This is a genomic window from Mangrovibacterium sp., assembly GCF_041596335.1.
Lineage (GTDB): Bacteria > Bacteroidota > Bacteroidia > Bacteroidales > Prolixibacteraceae > Mangrovibacterium.
The window spans coordinates 1-22,323 of sequence record NZ_JBFHIT010000027.1; the positions used below are offsets into that span (position 1 = coordinate 1).

14 protein-coding genes are annotated in these 22,323 nt (G+C 44.4%); 8 read left to right on the forward strand and 6 right to left on the reverse strand.

The genetic code is table 11. The features are described from left to right. Together rplT and ABZD21_RS10940 are read left to right on the forward strand one after the other, a co-directional pair. On the forward strand, window positions 1-297 hold a 297-nt coding region (gene rplT, locus ABZD21_RS10935), incomplete at its 5' end, for a 50S ribosomal protein L20 (RefSeq protein WP_372775024.1). 234 nt (window positions 298-531) lie between these two features. Beyond that, window positions 532-2,667 (forward strand): Tex family protein, encoded by a 2,136-nt coding sequence (locus ABZD21_RS10940; protein ID WP_372775025.1) that lies wholly within the window; start codon window positions 532-534, stop codon window positions 2,665-2,667. Window positions 2,668-2,686: 19 nt separating this feature from the next. Here ABZD21_RS10940 and ABZD21_RS10945 read toward each other — a convergent pair whose 3' ends face one another. Both ABZD21_RS10945 and ABZD21_RS10950 read right to left on the reverse strand, forming a co-directional pair. Next, the gene (locus tag ABZD21_RS10945; RefSeq protein ID WP_372775026.1) at window positions 2,687-2,890 is read right to left on the reverse strand and encodes a PspC domain-containing protein; all 204 of its coding nucleotides are present in this window, start codon (window positions 2,888-2,890) and stop codon (window positions 2,687-2,689) included. 18 nt (window positions 2,891-2,908) lie between these two features. Next, window positions 2,909-3,169, reverse strand: a complete 261-nt coding sequence (locus ABZD21_RS10950; RefSeq protein WP_372775027.1) for a hypothetical protein — start codon at window positions 3,167-3,169, stop codon at window positions 2,909-2,911. A gap of 286 nt (window positions 3,170-3,455) precedes the next feature. Here ABZD21_RS10950 and ABZD21_RS10955 point away from each other — a divergent pair, with 286 nt between their 5' ends. From ABZD21_RS10955 to ABZD21_RS10965, 3 genes are all read left to right on the forward strand, one after another. Further along, window positions 3,456-5,135, forward strand: a complete 1,680-nt coding sequence (locus ABZD21_RS10955) for an alanine/glycine:cation symporter family protein (RefSeq protein ID WP_372775028.1) — start codon at window positions 3,456-3,458, stop codon at window positions 5,133-5,135. A 24-nt stretch (window positions 5,136-5,159) separates the two neighbouring features. Continuing rightward, window positions 5,160-5,588, forward strand: a complete 429-nt coding sequence (locus ABZD21_RS10960) for a response regulator (RefSeq protein ID WP_372775029.1) — start codon at window positions 5,160-5,162, stop codon at window positions 5,586-5,588. Window positions 5,589-5,786: 198 nt separating this feature from the next. Next, a complete protein-coding gene (locus tag ABZD21_RS10965; RefSeq protein ID WP_372775030.1) occupies window positions 5,787-8,273 on the forward strand; it encodes an endonuclease MutS2 in 2,487 nt (828 codons plus the stop codon). 37 nt (window positions 8,274-8,310) lie between these two features. Here the strand turns inward: ABZD21_RS10965 and ABZD21_RS10970 are convergent, their stop codons facing one another. Then, a complete protein-coding gene (locus tag ABZD21_RS10970) occupies window positions 8,311-9,330 on the reverse strand; it encodes a LacI family DNA-binding transcriptional regulator (protein WP_372775031.1) in 1,020 nt (339 codons plus the stop codon). Window positions 9,331-9,981: 651 nt separating this feature from the next. Between ABZD21_RS10970 and ABZD21_RS10975 the strand changes: the two genes are divergently transcribed. After that, the gene (locus tag ABZD21_RS10975; RefSeq protein ID WP_372775032.1) at window positions 9,982-11,982 is read left to right on the forward strand and encodes a fructose-1,6-bisphosphatase; all 2,001 of its coding nucleotides are present in this window, start codon (window positions 9,982-9,984) and stop codon (window positions 11,980-11,982) included. A 78-nt stretch (window positions 11,983-12,060) separates the two neighbouring features. On the opposite strand, the gene ABZD21_RS10980 is transcribed toward ABZD21_RS10975, so the two are convergent. Further along, the gene (locus tag ABZD21_RS10980; protein WP_372775033.1) at window positions 12,061-14,880 is read right to left on the reverse strand and encodes a PAS domain S-box protein; all 2,820 of its coding nucleotides are present in this window, start codon (window positions 14,878-14,880) and stop codon (window positions 12,061-12,063) included. Window positions 14,881-15,394: 514 nt separating this feature from the next. Here ABZD21_RS10980 and ABZD21_RS10985 point away from each other — a divergent pair. Further along, window positions 15,395-16,021 carry an alpha-ketoglutarate-dependent dioxygenase AlkB gene (locus ABZD21_RS10985; RefSeq protein ID WP_372775034.1) on the forward strand — a complete coding sequence of 209 codons (627 nt, stop codon included), beginning with the start codon at window positions 15,395-15,397 and terminating at the stop codon, window positions 16,019-16,021. 134 nt (window positions 16,022-16,155) lie between these two features. After that, window positions 16,156-18,426, forward strand: a complete 2,271-nt coding sequence (locus ABZD21_RS10990) for an ATP-dependent helicase (protein ID WP_372775035.1) — start codon at window positions 16,156-16,158, stop codon at window positions 18,424-18,426. A gap of 138 nt (window positions 18,427-18,564) precedes the next feature. Here ABZD21_RS10990 and ABZD21_RS10995 read toward each other — a convergent pair whose 3' ends face one another. Next, window positions 18,565-21,264 carry a DEAD/DEAH box helicase gene (locus ABZD21_RS10995; protein WP_372775036.1) on the reverse strand — a complete coding sequence of 900 codons (2,700 nt, stop codon included), beginning with the start codon at window positions 21,262-21,264 and terminating at the stop codon, window positions 18,565-18,567. A gap of 147 nt (window positions 21,265-21,411) precedes the next feature. Continuing rightward, on the reverse strand, window positions 21,412-22,320 hold the full coding sequence (locus ABZD21_RS11000) for a transglutaminase N-terminal domain-containing protein (protein WP_372775037.1): 909 nt from the start codon (window positions 22,318-22,320) through the stop codon (window positions 21,412-21,414). Between the last annotated feature and the right edge of the window lie 3 nt (window positions 22,321-22,323).

Genomic DNA, 22,323 nt, shown 5'->3' on the forward strand with positions numbered 1-22,323 from the left:
ATCCTCAAGCAAACTAAAGGTAACTGGGGTGCCCGTAGAAATGTCTGGACGGTAGCAAAAAACACCTATGAAAAAGGGTTGCAATATGCTTATCGTGACCGGAAAGCTAAAAAACGTAACTTCCGTGCCCTTTGGATTCAGCGTATTAACGCTGCAGCTCGTATGGAAGGACTCAGCTATTCTCAGTTGATCGGTCTGTTAAAAAAAGCCAGCATCGAAATCAACCGTAAAGTTTTAGCTGATTTAGCAGTGTATCAACCACAGGCTTTCAAAGCTATTGTTGATAAGGTGAAATAATTCGCACACGAATCAGGTCGAAATAAACATAGTAGCCCTGTTCCGAATCATCGGAGCAGGGCTTTTTATTTGCAGGGCTCGTCGTTTGGTTGCTAGCAGGAGGACTCGCTCTACGATCTCTATTTCATTCTCGGCAGCCCACTGCTTTTTTATTTTGACGAGTTACTTTTGACTTTCTTCATCTTTCTTCCCGGATTTTCTGGTTATCTTCGTGAGCATTTTCAAAATTTCCACATGACAAGCGAAATCATTCAACTCATAGCGGCCAAACTCAATTTGGCAGCCAATCAGGTAAAGAATACAGTCGATTTATTAAACGAAGGCGCAACAGTTCCCTTTATTTCACGATACCGGAAAGAACGTACCGGCAGTCTCGATGAAGTACAGATTGGTGCCGTAAAGGACGAGAAAGCTCGCTTCGAGGAATTGGTTAAGCGGAAGGAAACCATCCTGAATACAATTGATGAACAGGGGCAGCTGAGTGGTGAGTTGAAGTCGCGAATCGAAAAATGCTGGGAGAGTACCGAGTTGGAAGATATTTACCTTCCATATAAGCCAAAACGGAAAACGAAGGCTTCAATAGCCCGCGAAAAAGGGCTGGAACCGTTAGCGAAAATCATCCTGAATCAGCAGGAACGCGACATTGAATCGCGGGCGCTTTCGTTTGTGAAAGATGACGTTCAATCGACTGACGATGCTTTGTCGGGAGCCCGGGATATTATCGCGGAGTGGATTAATGAACATGAAAAGGCCCGGAGTATCGTTCGCCGTTCGTTCGAAATAGGGGCCGTGGTTCGCAGTAAGGTGGTGAAAAATAAAGAAGAGGAGGGCGCGAAGTATCGGGATTATTTTGATTGGGAAGAGCCTTTGAAACGATGTCCGTCGCATCGGTTATTGGCGATGCGTCGTGGGGAAAGTGAAGGCTTTTTGCGACTGAGCATTGCACCCGACGAGGCCGATACTGTTGAACGTCTGAGCCACCTGTTTGTGCGCTCAAATAATGAATGCGGGCGGCAAGTTGAGCAGGCTCTTAAGGATAGCTATAAACGCTTGTTGTCGTCTTCTATGGAGACCGAATTTTCAAATTTGTCGAAAGCTAAAGCCGATCAGGAAGCCATTGGTGTATTTGCCGAAAACCTGAGGCAGTTGCTACTGGCTGCACCCCTTGGCCCGAAGCGTGTTCTTGCTCTTGATCCGGGTTATCGCACCGGATGTAAGTTGGTGTGTCTGGACGCGCAAGGCAATTTGTTGCATAACGAAACGATTTATCCGCATAAACCACAAGAACAAATCAAGCAATCGGCCCGGAAAATTACATCGTTGGTAAGTGCTTACCAGATTGACGCGATTGCGATCGGGAACGGAACCGCCAGCCGTGAGACCGAACACTTTGTGAAAAAACTTCACTATGATCGGGATTTGAAAGTTTTTGTCGTTTCCGAAGATGGAGCTTCAGTGTATTCGGCGTCGAAAGTGGCTCGTGACGAATTTCCGCAGTACGATGTTACCGTTCGAGGAGCCATTTCTATTGGCCGCCGCTTGATGGATCCACTTGCCGAGTTGGTGAAGATTGACCCGAAGTCGATTGGAGTGGGGCAGTATCAGCACGATGTGGATCAGAAAATGCTAAAGGAAAGCCTCGACTCAGTGGTTGAATCTGCGGTTAACAAAGTTGGTGTAAATGTGAATACTGCTTCCAAACACTTGCTAACCTATATCTCCGGACTTGGACCCCAGTTGGCGCAAAATTTGGTCGATTATCGTAAGGAAAACGGCGTATTTTCGAGCCGCAAGGAATTGATGAAAGTACCTCGTATGGGGGCGAAAGCGTTTGAACAGGCGGCCGGATTCTTGCGCATTCCCGAAGCCGAAAACCCATTGGATAATTCGGCTGTTCATCCGGAATCTTACTCTGTAGTCCAAAAAATTGCCAAAGATTTGAAGTGTTCTGTAGCCGATCTGGTGGCCAATAAAGCTCAACTGGAACAAGTTGATTTGAAGCGCTATGTAACAGCAGAAGTTGGTTTGCCAACATTAACGGATATTGTCAACGAATTAGCCAAGCCGGGACGAGACCCTCGGAAAGGAATTAAAGTATTTGAGTTTGCCGACGGCATTTTTAAAGTGGAAGACCTGCAGGTGGGGATGGTGTTGCCAGGAATTGTAACCAACATTACCAAATTTGGTGCTTTTGTCGATGTTGGTGTTAAACAGGATGGATTGGTTCATATCTCACAATTGGCAGATCGTTTTATCAGCGACCCGAACGAGGTGGTTAAGCTGCACCAACATGTAAAAGTGAAAGTAACCGAGCTCGATTTAGCCCGGAAAAGAATTCAGCTAAGCCTGAAAGATATTTCTCAGGATTAGCCGATATTGGAAAACTGGTTTATTCTCTTTCCGGAACAACAATCCAAAGGATGATGTAAACGAACAAGCCCGGGAAACCGGCACTGAAAATCGACAATAGTACGTACGCAACTCGCGCAATCGTCGGATCCATGTCAAAGTATTCAGCAAGTCCGGAAAGTACACCCGCGATCATTTTATCCGGGGAGCGTGTAAGTCGTTTCTTTTCTGGAGATGTGTTCATTTGTGTTTTTTTCGTTAGTTAATCTTCGTCATCTTCATCCTCAGCATAAAGATTGTCTTGATTTTCGAACTCATCATCCAGGAAGGTTTCAGCATCTTCCAACAAAGCCTTAATTACATCTTCAGATGCAGGTACTTCGCTTAACCAATGCACTTTCTGGTTTGTCCAAAAGTCTTCAATATCACTTTCTACAATGAATTTTGGCTCTTCAGTATGGACCACAAAAATCGTGTCCGGGCATTCCTGAGAATTGTCTGCAAGTAAAAATTTTGGTAACATAATCTGCAAAAGTTTAATTGTTGTAGGGCAAAAATAGAGAAAAAGCAATTCATAAGGGGGATTTCGATTTTTATTTTTTGGATGAACCCTTTCTTTTACGATCAATTCAGGAATATGCCGGTTACTTTCTCTTCGTCGGTAAGAATGTATTTTGTGCCCTGGAATGCTTTTCGGTGTCAAATGTCATCTTTATTCTATTATTCAATGAATTATGTAATAAAATGAAACGATAACTTGAGTGGTATGATGCAAAATGTTATTTTAGGCGACAATTTAAAAATAGCCTATGTCAAAGCTAAATGATATTCTCGCTTTAATTGACGGATATATCGGAGGTAGTTCCTGGTTTGTGTATTTGCTACTCGGAACGGGATTGTTCTTTACCGTTTATCTCAAGTTTCCACAGTTTCGGTATTTGAAGTATGCTGTTCGTATTGTTCGTGGAAAATTCGATCGGGAAGGAGATACCGGTGACACTTCCCACTTTCAGGCTTTGACAACGGCACTCTCCGGAACAGTTGGAACTGGCAATATTGCAGGGGTAGCACTGGCGATACATCTGGGCGGTCCGGCAGCACTTTTCTGGATGTTGGTGACAGCCTTGCTCGGTATGACCACCAAATTTGTAGAAGTGACCCTTTCGCACAAATACCGCGAAAAAACCGAAGATGGAACAATGGCCGGTGGGCCAATGTATTACATGAAAAACCGGTTGAACATGAAATGGCTGGCAGTCATATTTGCAGTAGCCACGGTATTATCGTCTTTTGGTACCGGTAGTTTACCGCAGATTAACTCCATTTCCAACTCGCTTTTTGCCACTTTTGGTATCAACAAAATTATGACCGGTGGAGTCTTGTCTGTTTTGCTCGCCATTGTAATTATTGGAGGGATTAAACGGATTGCGAAAGTTACCTCACGATTAGTGCCAATTATGGCATTAATTTATTTTATCGGTGCAATTGCTGTTATTGCCTACAACTACCAAAATATTGTTCCTTCGATCGTTGCCATTTTTAGTGATGTTTTCACGGGGACGGCAGCCACCGGAGGCTTTCTTGGAGCCGGTTTTGCTTTTGCGTTCAACAGAGGGGTGAACCGGGGGCTGTTTTCAAACGAAGCTGGACAAGGGTCTGCACCAATCGCGCATGCCGCGGCCCGTGCTCATGAACCTGTTTCCGAAGGGCTGGTTGCGCTGCTCGAACCATTTATCGATACGATCATCATCTGCTCGCTTACCGGTTTGGTCATTCTTTCGTCGGGAGCATGGAATGAGAAAATAACCAACCAATTTCAGACAACCGATATCATTGTGATGGCTAAAAATTACGATGAAACTAACCCGGGCGATCAGCAAAGCTTGCACGATTTTCTGTTAGGTCGTGAAGTGCTGCCGGAATTCACCGGAGATCTGGATGTTGTTGATGGAAAAATACAGAATGAACTAACGATTCTGCATGCGCGTTCAGTCGCTGAAGATATCGTGGTGAAAGAAAGCGACCTGCTGTATAATGGATCAATAGGGGTGGTGAACGGGATTATCCCCAACAGCGTCAGTCTTGCTTTGGAAGGAAAGTCGCTCGTGCACAGTGCGCCGCTTACAACAATTGCTTTTACCAAGGGTTGGTTTGGCGATTTTGGACAATACATTGTTTCCATTGGCCTGTTGTTGTTCGCTTTTTCAACAGCCATATCGTGGAGTTACTATGGCGATCGGGCGATGACATTTATGTTTGGGGCAAAGGCTGTAATTTATTTCAGAATAGTGTATGTTCTGGGCTTCTTTGTCGCTTCATTTACAGATACGACGATTATTTGGACGTTGTCAGGAATTACCATAGCTTTAATGACAATTCCGAACTTAATAGGCATATTGTTGTTACGACGAGAAATGAAGTCTGAAGTAAAAAGCTTCTGGATTGAATATGCTGATCGTTTCCCGGAGGACAATGCCCCGGTTGATTAATTGAATTATCTAGGACATAATTAAATGGCTCACGAATTAGATTTATCCCGCGTAAAATTATTAATTGTTGATGACAGTCCGATTAATCACCGGATTGTTAGCCTGTCTTTACGTGGTCGTTTTTTGGCGATCGATAGTGCTTATAACGGGCTCGAAGCTTTTGAGAAGTATAAGAAGACACCTTATGATGTGATCCTGATGGACGCGATGATGCCGGTTATGAATGGCTGTGAATCTACTCATGTGATTCGTTTGTACGAAACGGAGCAAGAAATGAAGGACAAAGCATTTATAATCGCGATGACTGCCAATGATGCGGATGGCGATATCAAGCGGTGTCTGGAGACAGGGATGGATGCCTATATTGGCAAACCATTTGTCGCTGAGAAGTTCCTGAACATGCTCCAGGAGAAACTAGATGTTGGAAGGCCCGCTTCCGGCGATCCTGCATGATCGCATGTGTTTCCGATGTCGGCTTAGTGAGTTTGAAACTCGCAAGCTGATTGTATTTGGCAGAGAGCAAACTGCCCGGTAAACGACTTGTAAATGGGGAGCTGGCACCCGGCCACTGATTGCACTGCTTCAAAGATTCACCGCAAAACTCGGAACTAAGAAACTTCTTGCTATTTTTGCGCCTGCAAAACAGAACTGATGGCAAAAATTTATCCTGATAATTTTGAAATTAAGATTGGTTTCGACCGAATTCGAGAACTACTAAAGGGAATCTGTCTGAGTCCGCTCGGTCAAGACCGCGTGGATGAAGTTGAATTCATGTCGAGACCCGGTCAGCTTCAGTTTGAACTGGCTCTGACCGATGAGTTTTCGAAATTATTGCAGGAATCTGATAATTTCCCGGTGAGCTATTATTTCGATATGCGACCGGCACTTTCAAAAATTAAAACCGAAGGGCGCTTTTTGGATGTGAGCGAATTGTTCAACCTGAAGCGTTCGCTTGAAACGATCATGGCCATTGTTCGTTTCCTGACCCAGCAAAAAGAAGAAAGCTACCCAAATCTGAAAAAGTTGCTGGAACAGGTTCAGGTTTTTCCTTATGTGAAAGACCGGATTGATCAGATTTTGAATCAGCACGGAAAGATCAGAGATAATGCGTCACCCGAACTGGCCCGCATTCGAAGGGAATTGTTCGCCAAACAGGGAAATGTTTCCAAGCGTTTACATTCAATCTTAAAACAAGCCCAACGCGATGGGTTGGTTGACGATGATGCCAGTGTTTCTATTCGCGACGGTCGGCCGGTAATTCCGATTTCGTCGGCATTAAAACGACGAATCAGCGGGATTGTGCATGACGAATCGGCGACAGGGAAAACTTCGTACATCGAACCGGCTGAAGTGGTGGAGCTTAACAATGAAATCCGCGAACTGGAATATGCTGAAAAGCGCGAGATTGTGAAGATCTTAGTTGAGTTTTCAGATGATATTCGTCCGTATCTGGACGATCTAATGAACCAATACGAATTTTTGGGGACAATCGATTTTATCCGGGCGAAAGCTCATTTGGCCAACCGAATGGGTGCTATAAAGCCGAAAATTGATTGGGAATGCCAGTTGGAATGGGTAAAAGCGGTGCATCCATTGTTAAAATTCAACCTTGAAAAAGAAAAGCGGCAAGTAATTCCTTTGAACATAAACCTGACAACGGATGACCATTTATTGCTGATTTCAGGACCCAATGCCGGTGGAAAATCAGTTTGCTTAAAAACCGTTGGCTTACTGCAATATATGCTGCAATGCGGCCTGCTGATTCCGGTTGACGATAGCAGTCGTGCGGGTATTTTTGAGCAAATATTTATCGATATTGGCGATGAGCAGTCGATTGAAAACGACCTGAGTACTTATAGTTCGCACTTAATGAATATGAAGTACTTTGTTAAAAATGCGAATGCAAAAACCTTAGTGTTGATCGATGAATTTGGTACCGGAACTGAACCAATGCTGGGTGGAGCTATTGCCGAAGCCATTCTGAACCAACTAAACCAGTTGGGATCTTTTGGTGTGATTACGACCCACTACACCAATTTGAAACATTTTGCATCGGGTGCTGATGGCATTATTAACGGAGCAATGATGTACGACTCGCACCGCATGGAGCCACTGTTTCAGCTTGAAATAGGTAAGCCGGGGAGCTCGTTTGCTTTTGAAATTGCCCGTAAAATTGGTATGCCCGAGGAGATTTTGCAAGAGGCGACCGACAAGATTGGGAAAGACCATATTGATTTTGACAAGCATTTGCGCGATATTTTACGCGATAAACGATATTGGGAATCGAAGCGGCAACGCATTCGGCAAGTGGAGAAAAGTCTCGATGATGTATCCTCGCGGTACGAAACCGACTTGAAAAAGCTGAATGAACAGCGCAAACAGATTCTGGACGAAGCCAAAGCTGAAGCCGCAAAAATTCTGACCGAGGCGAATAAGAAGGTCGAGAATACGATCCGTGAAATTCGAGAAAGCCAGGCCGAAAAGGAGAAAACCAAATCGATTCGCAAGCAGCTGGAAACCTTTAAAGAAGAGGTGGTTGAAAATGACGCTGAGCAGGATGAGTGGATTCAACGTAAAATTGAAAAGCTAAAAAATAAGAAGCAAAAGCGGAAAGATAAAAAGGTTGCAGAAGAAGCGCCGAAAAAAGCGATTCAAGCCCAAACGGAAAAGGAGCTTGAAGCGGGAGGCAAAGTGCGGATTGAAGGTCAGGATACCATTGGTGAAGTGCTTGAGCTGAGCGACAAGAATGTGATCGTAGCCTTTGGGCAATTGCGAACATCCGTAAGCCGGAAGAAGCTGAAAATAGTATCTAATAACGAAGCAAAAAGAGAGCAGAAGACCTACAACCAGACAAAAGCGAATATCAATAAAAACCTGTCGGAGAAACGTCTCAGCTTTAAGCCGGATATCGATATTCGCGGGCAACGGGCCGAGGAAGCCATTACCAACATTCAGGCCTTTATTGATGAGGCGATCATGCTCAATATTTCAGATTTGCGCATTTTGCATGGAAAGGGAACCGGAATCCTGAAAGAAATGATTCGCAATTACCTAAAATCGGAACCCGCGGTGCGGTCGTTCCGCGATGAGCATGTACAGTTTGGCGGAGCCGGAATTACGATTGTTGAGTTGGGGTAGTTGAAAGAGGTTTTCCGACTGGTCGACCTAAGTCATCTTATTGGCCGATGCGGGAGGATGATTCCCGAATCACCAGTTGAGTTTCCATCACCACCGTGTGGGGCGTAACTTTCTCTGCAACCTGTTCAAAAAATAATTGCCCTGCCATTCGACCCATTTCAAAGGTTGGATGAGTAATGGACGTCAGAGGCGGATCAACAACGGTAGAGTGAAACTCATCGGTAAAACCAATGACTCCAATATCGCCCGGAATGCTTAATCCGGCTTCTTTTATCTCTTTCATCAACGCGAAAGCAACGGTGTCGTTTATTCCAAAGACGGCATCCGGAAGCTCAGGTAGGTTCAATAACCGGTGCATTGCCTGTCGTGCTGAATCCGGATTTAACTCACATTTTTCAATATATTCCTGACGGATGGGTAATCCGCAATTGGTTAGTCCTTGCTTGTATCCGCTCAGTCGTTCTTTTGAAATGTTCAGATCTTCAGGGCCGCCAATGAACGCGATTCTGCGATAGCCCTGTTCGTGAAAATGCTGAACGATTTTTTCAGCCGCCAGTACGTTGTCGGCAGTAACCGCCGGAACTTTTCCGTTGAGAGCCACTCGATCGAAAAACACCAGTGGAAATTCACGTTGCAGCAACCGATTGAAAACTGTCATGTCCGAAGTTTCCTGGCTGAGGCAAACAATCAACCCTTCTACCCGGGCTTTTAGCAAATTTTCAATCGCTTCTTTTTCTTTTTCAGCTGATTCATTCGAACTGGCGATTACAATAAAATAGCCATTTTCTTTGGCCGAACTTTCTATTCCGGCGATAATGGACGAGTAAAAGTGTGTGACCAAATCCGGAACAATAATGCCAATCATTCGGGTTTTTTGCTTTAATAAACCCATAGCCAGCGGATTGGGACTATAGTTCAGCTTCTCTGCCAATAGCTTCACCTTTTTCCGAACTTCTTCGCTGATGTCCGGATGATCTTTCAGAGCCCTTGAAACGGTTGAAATGGAGACATTCAGTTCTTTTGCCAGATCTTTTAGTGAAATGTGTCTTTTAGTCATACTGCGAATCCTAGGATTACAAAAGTAGTTTTTTCCCGTTTCTCGGCTCTATCCTACGAGATTGATTCGCAGGTTTTCAGCTTTTTTTTGTTCTGCAATGCTTTGCGACAAGCTTTGCAGAACAAAAAAACAGGTCCCGAAGGGTATTGATAATCGTTTTTGTTGAATTTTCACGCCGGAGGCCCGAATCATATCCGACTGTTTGTTCGCTTATCGCGTTGCTTTTCGTTACGAATCCTAAAGTGTTTTGGGCTAAACGAGCAACTACGATCGGCATTCCTCACTTTGGATTGTACGCGAGGCATTTATGATGAATGTAGATTCGTGATCTCAGTATTCGAAGCTTCTATTACTGATTTTCGGTTCACGAAATAAACCTTGTTACGCGGAACGAATACTCCGAAGTATGGATTCTTGTCTGCAAGTTTGCTATATTGTAGTGTTTTTACAGCCATGGAAGTTAGGCTGACGAAAACAACTAGTTACATGATCATTTCAACCCAATTCAGCATTGTCCTATTAAATTGAAATGCCCCGCTGTACACTAACTTTGTTATGGATGCAGCTGGAACCGGCGTTTCCGGGAGAGAGTAAGGTGAAGTGCACTCCAATTAGCAAATTTGACAAAAGCAGAATTAAACAACGTTAAAGATGGTTTTAGATTACGAAAAAAGCGAGTTGTTAAAAAATGACTATAGTATTGACGAATACAAGTATCTAAACTTGCTCGCCGAAAAGTTTCCGACAGTACAATCCGTTTGCACCGAAATAATCAATCTCGAATCGATTTTGAATCTTCCGAAAGGAACCGAGCATTTTCTGACAGATATACATGGTGCCTACGAAACGTTTAGTCATGTATTAAGAAATGCCTCGGGAATGGTCCGTAAAAAAATTGATGCTGTGTATCAATACTCGTTGGATGAAAAAACGAAGCGGCAACTGGCTACACTCATTTATTACCCGGAAGAAAAGCTTGAAATTATTACCAAAGAGGAAGAGGATCTTGATAGTTGGTATTCGGTTACGCTGCTTCGTTTGATTGAAGTTGCGAGAGTTGCAGCCGACAAATACACGCGTTCGAAAGTACGAAAGGCAATGCCGGAAGACTTTGCCTATGTGATTGATGAATTGCTGAATGAGCGTAATGCCAAAAAAGATCAGTATTACAACAGTATTATAAAATCGATCATTAATGTTGATCGGGCCAATTATTTTATCGTAGCCATCAGTAAGTTTATTCAACGACTTCTCATCGATCGGTTGCATATTATCGGTGATATATTTGATCGTGGTCCGCATGCCGATCGGGTAATGGATGCAATTCAAAACCATCATTCGGTCGACATTCAGTGGGGAAATCACGACATTTTATGGATGGCTGCTGCTACGGGCATTCGGGCAAGCATTGCCGGAGTTATCCGGATTAGTGCCCGATACGACAACCTGGCAACCCTGGAGGATGCGTATGGGATCAATCTCCTGCCACTAGCCACTTTTGCACTGAAAGCCTACGCCGGAGATCCTTGCGAAGCATTTATACCCGTTAATACGCCACCGGAGAATCTGGGGTCGACACAAACCAAATTAACCAGCAAAATGCACAAAGCCATTATGGTTTTGGAAATGAAACTGATGGGAGAGATCATTCGCCGTAGTCCGGAAATGTACATGGACGACCGTTTGTTGCTCGATAAAATCGACTATGAAAAGGGAATCATCACCATTGACGGCCGCGAGATGACCTTAAACGACACCAATTTCCCGACGATTGATCCGCAAAATCCTTACGAACTAACACCGGAAGAAAATGATTTGGCCGAAAAACTTCGGTTCTCATTTTTAAAATGTGAGCGTTTACAACGACATGTAAAAACGTTGTTTTCACGAGGAAGCACTTTTCTTACCTACAACTCAAACTTGTTGTATCACGGATGTATTCCGTTAGATGATAACGGCGATTTTAAAGAAGTGACAATTCACGGTAAAAAGTATAAAGGGAAGGCATTGTGCGAGCAATTTGATTTGATATCGCGACGGGCCTATTACAACCGCGAACGACAGGACAAGCGAAGCAGAGACCGTGATTATATGTGGTACTTGTGGAGTGGAGCAGATTCGCCTTTGTATGGAAAAAAGAAGATGGCCACGTTTGAACGTTATTTTTTGTCGGATAAAGATGCCCAATACGAAGCGAGCAATATGTATTACAAATTGCGCGATGATAAAGAAACCTGTATGCGCATATTGGAAGAGTTTGGGCTCGATCCCGCGAAATCGCACATTGTTAACGGACATGTACCTGTGAAAGTTGGAAAAGGTGAAAGCCCGGTGAAGGCTGAAGGAAAGCTGTTTGTGATCGATGGCGGAATGTCGAAGCCTTACCAAAAGGTAACTGGTATCGCCGGGTATACATTAATCTATGATTCGTATAGTTTGATCCTGGCAGAGCATGCTCCCTTCGAGTCGAGACGAAATGCGATTCAGGAGGAAATCGACATTGTATCAACCCGAAGTATGATTGAGCGGGCAACGGATCGGATTCTTGTTGGCGATACTGATTCAGGCAGACAAATTAAAACTCAAATTCAAGATTTAAACCGACTTCTTGATGCCTATCGGAAAGGTGTGGTGAAGGTTAAAAGTGCTTAGTTTTACTCTTGTTTAGGGAGAACCGACTCAATCTGATTTAGCTTGTACTGTGACTTTTTTACGCTGAAAATGCCGCAATTACTTTTCAAGAGGTAGGGTGAAATGGAAGGTAGTTCCTTTGCCTACAATTGATTCGACAGTTAATGTTCCTCCCATTTGTTTGATTAGCTCCTTGGAAATCGACAAGCCTAGTCCTGAGCCGCCGTAGACTCTGGTTGTGGAGTCGTCGGCTTGCCGGAAGCGCTCAAAAATACTTGTCAGTTTTTCCGGCTCAATTCCGATACCCGTATCGGATACAAAAAAAGTAACTTCTGACTCGGTAAAGCTTTTAATCCCAAAGTTGATTTCTCCATCCATGGTGAACTTAATCGCATTGTTCAACAGGTTGTTCAACACTTGGGTGAAACGGACTTTGTCAGTAAAAAGACTTAGCTCCTGATTCGGAACATGGGAGTTTATCTTTAGATGCTCTTTATTGTACCGTTGCAATTGATGCTGAGATACTTTGTATATATCGAGAATGGTTGCACCAACATTAAAGCTTGTATTGAATATTTTCAACTGCCCAGTTTCTATTTTCGAAATGTCGATGATATCGTTGATTACCTGAAGTAGGTTTTCGGAGCTTTGTTTTAAGATCGCCTCAATTTCTTGCTTGGCTTCAGTTTCCATATCTTCATCCTCTACCAGCAAGTTTGTAAAGCCCAGAATCGCATTTAGCGGTGTCCGAATTTCATGGCTCATGTTGGCCAGAAAGGCTGATTTTAAGCGGTCACTTTCCTCCGCTTTTTCTTTTGCTCTTCGTAATTCAGAGATGAATTTTTTCTTTTCTGTGATGTCTTCCTTCGCCCCAACAAAATGAGTTATTTCACCTTTATCGTCAACAATCGATGAAATAATGGTGCTTTCCCAGAACAACACGCCATTTTTTTGCTTATTTAAAAACTCGCCTTTCCAGTCGTTGCCTGCCAATATGGTTTTCCAGAGTTCGTCATAAAATTCTCTCGGGTGCTTGCCTGATTTCAAGATCGATGAACTTCTACCAATTACTTCATGCTGATCGTAGCCCGAAACTTCTGTAAACTTCGGATTTACATAAATGATTTTACCTTGGTTATCAGTGATGACGGTGCTCACCGGACTTTGATCGACCGCACGTCCTAGTAGTTGTAGCTTGTTTTCGGCCACTTTCCGGTCTGTGAAATCCTGATAAATCGCCAGGTTCTGCATTTGTCCATCCCAAAATATCAATTTGCGGATAACCAACAGGTTCTTGGTGTCAGCTGCTTGAGTAATGATCTCAACCTCATATTCGGTTTGCTCCGGTAACCCGGCTTTACGGCGTTGCTTGCGAAGTTCATGCTCCTCGTAACTTGCCGGAGTGTAGCGCGACGACACTGGAGTTCGGTTGTATTCTTCCTTATCTGCAAAACCATATAAATCCAGAAAAGCTTTATTCAAATAGGTCGTCTTACCCTCATTGGAAACGATGCGCACTCCAAGTGGCAAGTCGTCGATCGTTAGCCGGAAATTTTCGTGGGATTGAATTAGCTCTTTTTGGGCTAATTTCCTTTCGGTAATGTCAACGACTGTCCCGATATAGCCGGTTACTTCTTCCTCTGACGAAAGTTCCGGTACGGCTACGCCCATGATATAGGTTACTGCGCCGTTGGCTTTTAAAAACCGATATTCGGTTTTTGATTGCTGATTTATTGAGACATCCTTTTGCCAGTTTTCGGTAACGCGTTTACGGTCGTCAGGATGAACACTGTCCAGCCACTTGTCACCCATTGCCTGCTCAAAACTCAGTCCGCTAATTTCGCACCACCGAGGGTTCACATAAGTTGTCTGGCCATTTTTGTCGGTTCTAAATATTCCAACAGGTGATTTATCAGTGAGCGAGTGAAAAAGACGCTCACTTTCTATGAGTTTGTTTTTCAACCTGCGCTCGTCGGTTTGATCTTTAAAAACCAAAACAACTCCGGTGGTTCTACCTTCACTGTCTTTTATCGGCGCTCCACTGTCGGTAATGGGAATCTCGCGATTGTCTCTGGTCAGAAGCAAGGTGTGGTTTGCCAATCCAATGGTTAGCCCTTCCTTCAGAACTTTTTCGACTGGCGAATCGGTTTTTTCCCGGGTTGATTCACTGATGATTCTGAAAATTTCACCGATCGGTTTGCCTAAAGCTTCCGCTTCTTTCCAGCCGGTGAGTTTTTCAGCCATATCGTTCATAAATGTAACTGTTCCCCGGTTGTCGGTCGTAATGACTCCATCGCCAATACTAAGCAAAGTCGTTCTATGTTGTGCTTCACTTTCTTCTATTCTAGCCTCGGCAATCACACGTCTTTTTTCATTTCGCAAAATTAGTCCCATTAAAAGACTTGCGCCCGGAAAAATCAGAATTATGGGTAGCCAAATTTCACGAATAACCTGCCAGACAGATTCTTTAGGTAGAAGGAGTTGACAGGCAAGTATTACTATATGAACGATGACCCCCATTACGAATAGAGCGGATGCAGTAATGTTTTCCGGCTTGTTTTTGAGTTTGAATCGGAATAAAAGGCCGATGGCGATAGAAAGTATAATTGAAGAAGTACCGGCCCAAATTCCTCCTCCTCCCAGGTAGATTCGGTAGCCACCGGCTACAATCACGGAAATTATAGCGGCAGGGTATCCACCAAATAGTCCGGCCATCGACAAAATAATCGATCTTCCATCGTAAAAGATGCCATCAGCAACGGATACCGGAAAGTTCATGCCAATGACCGTGATTCCACCGAACAAAAGACCGGGTAAAATATGTTTTGCAAAACCAGTGTATTTTGCCCTGGTTATAAAACCGAATAAAACGGTTAAAGTGATCAGTAATGTCGAATTCAGTATAAGCTCATTGATCATTGATGAGTGAATTTCTTTTTTGTTAGAAACTATATTGATCGGATTTCTGAATCAGAAAGCCAGGATAAGGGGTCGAAATTAACGAATAAATTCATGGAATAAAAGTAACGGTTATATATAACTTGTTTAAATAGTGTTTTATAGACACATTTGCTTATTTCAATATGCCTGTGCTATGAGACAACCAAAAAATGAGTCATATTTATTGATAAGTAAAGGCTCCTTGAAATTGCTTATTGCTGGTTGTATCGATATATGGTTACCGGGTTGAGTGACAAAAAGTTTTTTAATTTATTAATAGTTATTTAGGTGATTCAATTTAGAACTGATCGGCGACTCTGCTTCTATAGAAAAAAAAGAGCTCCGATTTTTTCATTCCGGAATGAAACGAAGCGTATGGTTTCTTGTTCTTAGAGTTGTAGGATTTATTTTTTGCCATCGAATAGCGCATAGTTGAAAGAAACAGTCAAACATACATTTGGTAAAACTGTTATGCAGACAAAGGAGATCGTCAATGAGTTTATTTAGAACACCGGCATCGGGTTCCGGAAATATCTTGCCGTACGATGGTATGGTTGTGTATTATGGATGCATTTTTTCCTCAGCTGAAGCGACTTGTTTTTTCGATACTTTATGGAAGGAAGTTGATTGGAAAAATGATGAAGTTTTCCTGTTTGGCAAGAAAATTATAACGAAACGGAAAGTTGCCTGGTACGGAGATCAGCCATTTCGATACAGCTACTCTAACGTTAGCAAGTATGCGCTGCCGTGGATTGAAGATTTAAGGCTGTTGAAATCGATTGCTGAGGAGAGGACAGGAGAAACATACAACTCGTGCTTATTGAATTTGTATCACGATGGTTCCGAAGGAATGGCCTGGCACAGCGATGCCGAGAAGGATCTGAAGCCATACGGAGCTATTGCTTCCATGACCTTTGGTGCAGAGCGGAAATTCTCGTTCAAACACAAAAAGACAGGCGAAAAGCGCTCGCTGTTGCTGGAACATGGTAGTTTGCTGGTTATGAAAGATGAAACTCAAAGTCACTGGTTGCACCGTTTACCCCCAACTAAAACCATTCATCAACCGCGCATCAATCTCACCTTTCGGACGATTGTACAAGTAGAAACGAATAATTTTTAAGCTGTGCTGTTGTTGGTTTTTGTTTGATCAGTAATCAACTTCGAGGCTCCGTTGAAAACAAGTGTCATGGCACTTTCTTGATTAAATTATTGCAATACCTTTGCCGATCAACCGGTTAAAATTAAGCTGAATATATGAGTTTCAAGCGTCTTCACTCTCGTCTAAAAGGATCACAGAATAGTTTTGATCAGCTAGCGAATGCCTTTGAAGCAGAGGGGCGCGCTATGCAGCAGACGTTTGAGCCTGATATTTGTGAGCCCGATTCTGACTACGAGCGCGAAATTGAGCGAATCCGCAACGTGGACACCAAACTTGGACGGACTTTTGAACGCCTGAACCGGCATCAGCGGCACGCTGTGTTTTATGAAACGCAAAATGCCATTCTTTCGGCAATGGTTGGCAGCGGTAAAACCACTGTTTTGATTGCCAAATTGTTTTACCTGCACTTTATCGAGCATATTCCGTTTGAACAGATGGTGGTGCTGACATTCACCAATAAGGCGGCAAAGGAAATCAAGGAGCGCATTACCGGTTTCATGGGTGAAGCCGATGCCGCAATGAATGAGCAGTTGCGCTATCTGGGTACTTTTCACGGTGTTGCGCGACAACTTTTACATGAACATCCTCATCTTGAAACGCTGGGGTTTAAGCCTGGTTTTGCGATTATGGATGAGCAGGAGAAGCAAGAGTTTCTGGAGCGGTTGATTGTTCAGGAACAGTTGACGATTAAATACCAAAATCAGCTGGCAAAGCGTTGGCGAAAATATAATCAGTCTGGTGAGATTAGGATGGGGAATATGAAGACTGACGATGATTTTGGGAGCCTGGTCCAACGAGCAGATGTGGAGAAACGAGCAATCAATACCATGGATTTTGACGACCTGATCCGCTTGTGCAACAAGCTGCTGAAGGATCATGTCGTTTTGTCGCCGCGATGGATTATTGTTGATGAGTTTCAGGACTGTAACGACGATCAACTCGCGATGATCGAATCTCTGAGGGGAGAGACAACCAAATTGTTTGTGGTTGGTGATCGGAACCAGAGTATTTATGGTTGGCGGGGCAGCAAAGAGCATTTATTTCAGGAAGTGCAGTCTCGTTGGGCGGCAAGCTGGATGGAGTTGCCGCAAAATTATCGCAGCACCGAATCCATTCTTGCAGCTGCCGAAAACTTACTAAATCAGCAGGACGGTGCGCTGATTGCGACCCGTCGAGCTGGAAAGCCTATTGAAATGGTGCGGCATTTCGATGACCAGCAGGAGGCTTATTATTTGCGCGAGAAGCTCTTGGCATTGCAGCGCGAAAACGAATCACTCGATTCGGTGGCGGTTCTTTTTCGTACGCACCAGCAAATTAAAATTGTGGAGACTGTTTTTGAGCAGGCGGGCATTCCTTTTCAACTTGTTGCCCGAAAAGAGTTGCACGAAAATCCGGCTCAGGCCTTTCTGCTTCGAATCTTAAAAGCTTGTATCAACCCAAACGATTCGGATGCTTGTCTGGCTCTGATTTGCGATTCAACTTTTGGAGCATTAAAACGAAGTAAAACCTTGATTCAGGCGCTTCACGAACGGTCTGCCGGAACTACTGTGCCGGAGGCTTTGCGCGAGTACTTGATGAAGCGAAAGGCAGTGTCGGAGGAGCATTTGAAGCTTTTGATACAGATTGAAAAGTTTGAAGCTGAATTTGTGCCGAATCTCAATGCGACAGCTGATGAATTGATTGACTATCTGTCTGTTCGTTCGATTTTAAAACCAACATCCATTCACCACAACGCCTATGTTGCGGCCATTGCCGAGGCCTGGAACCAACTTTCCCGCTATCGGAACGAAAATGGCTGGGGCGACAGTTCGTCCATGTTTCGGGTGGCTTTGGATCAGGTGGTTCTTGAAGGTTCTTTTCAGATTAACGGACGAATAAAGGAGCAGGGCAGTGGCGTGCATTTGCTCACCATTCACGCGTCGAAGGGGCTTGAGTTCGACCGGGTGTACATTGCTGGTGCCAATACCGGGATTATTCCGTTGGAGCAACACAACAAAGCGAGTAAGAATATTAAAGAAGAAAAAAGGCTGTTGTTTGTAGCGATAACAAGAGGGAAAAACGAGGTGGAAATTGGCTGGCATGCCCAACCGACATTGCGCAATGCCGAACCAAAACCGTCATACTTTCTGAATGCCATTCCGGCATCACTATTGATTCAGCGTGAATCTGCGGTTCCATCGTCAGCCGACATAGTAGTGCAGCCGCAGGACGAATGGACCATCGGGCAGCTGGTGCAACACAAAAAGTATGGCGAAGGGCGAATCGTTTCAGTGGAGGAGAAAGAACTGGTTTGCAGCTTCAAATCAGTTGGTGAAAAATCGTTCTCGAAAACTTTTGCGAAAGCTTTACTTACAACGGAAGAGTAAACGTCAAAGCTTTTTATTCGTCATTCTGCTTTCTATCTGAGAATCTGTTGCGAAAGCTGCGACTGATCCTGAAACAAGTTCAGGCTGACGCGTCGGACTCCAGCTTTGTCTCGTTCATCAATACTTATAGCTCCGGTTTCACGACTTTTCTTCGTCTTTTCCACCCATCATCCGGCGAATTTTTAGTTCTTTCCGATGGTCAACTTCACTCCCTGCCCGAAGCGATAGCGTGTATTGTTCCGGTACTTCCACCAGATACGAAAGTTCCGATTTCAACCCTTTGATGACCGTTTCGTTGTTAGCGATTTTTAAGATAGCCGGAGGCAGAAAAAAGAGAAGTGTTTCTCCGGATTGCTCCACACGCATGACCTCTTTTAAAAACTTGGCTCCAAAGCGATCTTCCTGTTGAAAACGCTTGAGCAATTCGTCCCATTTTAGTTTTATTTCGTCCCATTTCATTTTAGGCAACGCCGACTCCTGTGGCCTGTTTAGGCGCTCGCCTACGACACCCGAAAGCGGAGAGGGGAGTTCTTTGTAGAAGTTACGGAGCGCCCAAAGAATGAGGTTTTTATCAATGCGGTGGTCGCCAACGCAAACCGGACAGCCGTTTTTGCATGGGCAACTTTTTACTAATGTGCCGGCATTTTGAATGATTTGATTGACAAAATCGTACACCTTTTCCGAGAAACCCAATCCCCCGGGATAGCCATCATACAGCACAACGGCGTACTTTGTGCGCTTGGTTTCCGCATCCACAAACGAAAAAACGTCGCCTCCCAGATCATTGTCGGTAGCCATAACCATCATAGCTGCTGCAGCTTTAATGCAGTGTACCAGTCCTTCGCTGTAATCGAACCGCGGAATTTTACCTTCGGGAGTTCCCTGCTCCAACGCCGGCGCTTTTCCGGTGGCTACAAAGGTGCGGACCACAATATCAGGTATTTCAATCCAGCAGGCCTCGGTATCCATTTTTGTTCGCAAAATCTCGGATAGTTCCGTAAATCCAAGATTTTGGTGGGTGTTGAATTCAACCATTTTAAATCCGGTAATCATCACTGTCACCCGAACATCGCCAAAAAAACGGTTGATTCGATGTTCTTTCGCTTGTTCATGTTCCATCAGGATGGCAATGTTTCCCGGTTTATGAGGTTCGGTGTAGTAGTTTGAATTTACTTCTTTCACGAAAGCCGTTTTGCTTTCCAGATCCAGTTTAATCGACTTATATTGAACGCTGTCGTGCAGGTAAATGGCCCCGGGGTAAAATTCTTTTTTAGCTTGAATGAGGTCGACAACCGTGATCGTCTCCTGTTTGTCGGAGTCCACAATTTTAATGGTGTCGCCGGTAATGTTGCGCAAACTAATTTCGTGTGCCGGCGATATATCACCACTCCACTGGTAGGTGTTATTTTGCTCCAGTAGTTCTCCTTCTTTTTGAAGCAATGGAATTATTTCGCCTAAATCGGGGAAACTGGCAATATCGTCGATGGTTAAAGGCAGCTCGGCTGATGCCGCGCGAATGTGTGAAAGCTGAATGTACAGGTTGTCACGGTCGATAATGGCATTTTCCGAGTCGGTTTTCAATAGCCAGTCGGGATGTTGCCCCACATACTGATCGAGTGGTTTTTCTTTCAGCATCACAATAGCATGCGCCTCAGAGCCGTTTCGTCCGGCCCGCCCCAACTGCTGCCAGAAGCTGGCACGTGTTCCCGGAAATCCGCCCATCACAACTGCATCCAGACTTCCGATGTCAATTCCGAGTTCCAGCGCATTGGTTGACACCACTCCCAGTAAGGCTCCTTCAACCAAATCCTTTTCAATTTTGGCCCGCTCAACGGGGGAATATCCCCCTCGATAAGCTGAAATCTTATCCGAAAGGTCGACACCATATTCCATTGGATCTGAAGCCAGCACGTCGCGACTCTCTTTGGTGACAATTTCCGTTTCGCGGCGCGATTGGCAAAAAGTGATTGATCGTACGCCCGATAGAACCAATTCGGGGAGAATACCGCGCAACTCTTCGGTGACCGCTTTTTTGCGTTTCGCACCCTCCAAATATTCAGGTTGAAAAAAGTGAATTTGCTTGGCCGGAGCCGGAGAACCATCCTGCCCGACCAGTTCAAATGGTGTATGACAGATATTTTCGGCCAGTTCCAACGGATTGGCAATTGTTGCCGAACTGCACAAAAAGCGGGGCTTATTTCCGTGATAGTCGCAAATGCGCAACAGCCGGCGGAACACATTCGAAACGTGTGAGCCAAATGCTCCACGGTAGGCGTGCAGCTCATCAATGACAATGGTGTCGAGATTGGCAAACAGATGCGGAAACCCATATTTATTGTGATTGGGCAGGAAACTCGCATTCAGCATATCCGGATTGGTCAGGATAATGTTAGCCTGCTCGCGAATGCGGCTTCGCTCGGCGGGAGCGGTGTCGCCATCGTATATCCCGGCCTGAATTCGGTTCTCTCCAAAGAAAGCCACAAACTCTTTGATGTTGCGAAATTGATCTTTGGTCAGTGCTTTAGTGGGGTAAATAAATATAGCCCGGCGCGAAGGATTCTCTAAAATTCGCTGGACAACAGGAAGATAAAAGGACAAAGATTTGCCACTGGCTGTTCCGGTAGTGATAACGACACTTTTACCGGAATGGGCTTTCGTAAACATCTCGCCCTGATGTGAATACAGTTTTTCATACCCGTTTTGTTTCATCCAGTTTTGTAATTCGGGATGCAGGGTTGATGGGGGATTGACAAAAACCGCCGGGCGCGACTCTAAATGTCGGGTTGCTATTATACGGTCGGCATGTTTCAACAAAATACGGGATACAGCACTACTCATAACTCACTCATAAAAAATGGAGAGCAAAGATAGGGTTTTATCCTCCTTTTGGTTAGAAATCAGTCAGCAAGTATAATTGCAAATGTTTATTTAGCGAGCTACCGATCTATTGTCTCTGTCAGGAAAGTGGATGACAAAAAGAACAATTTATTCGATATTATTCTGGAGTTCAGCTTCCCGAATATCGACCGATACACTCATCTCATTTTTACCACTGCTGTAGATTACTCCTTTTAGTGGAGGCAGGTCGTAATAGTCGCGCCCCCAGGCGACTATCAGGTGCTGGTTTTCGGGAATTATATTGTTGGTCGGATCAAAGTCGACCCAACCAAAGCCGGGAATATAAATTGAAAACCAGGCGTGAGAAGCGTCCGCTCCAATCAATTTCTCCTTTCCAGCTGGTGGAATGGTCTCAATGTAACCACTCATGTAACGGGCCGGAAGTCCAACCGAACGAATACACGCGATGGCTACCTGAGCAAAGTCCTGACAAACGCCTTTCTTTTCGGCAAAAACTTCGTGGAGAGGTGTGGCCACATCAGAAAAACCCGGTACAAACTGGAAATCAGTGAATATCCGCTGCATCAGTTCATTTGCCGCATCAAAAACCGATCGGTTGGGTTGAAACGATTCAGCCCCATAATTTCTTATTTCGGGGCTAATTTTCCGGATCAACGGTGATTCTAACGTATATTGACGAGCATCCAAAATTTCCGGAGTGAGAGCTTTTAAATGTTCGATGGCTTGATTCATAGTCACCTGACGGCTGGCATTGGAATAATACGATTGGGTGATTGCCTGGTGATCCCGATCGATTATACTCTTTGAAATGACTTTTAATTCGTCGTGCGGTTCCTGAATTGAAAAACGCGTTAAATGATTCCCGAAAAAGTCTAATCGTTCGGTGATTTCGGATGGTTTCGGATGGATTTCCAGTTTAAAGTCGACTAATTGCTGGCCCGGGAGGTTGCGTGGCTTTAGCGTTGCCATGTTGTGGCAATAGCTTACGAAACTATCGTAATGATAACTGGTTTTGTGAAGGACCTGAAAAATCATAAT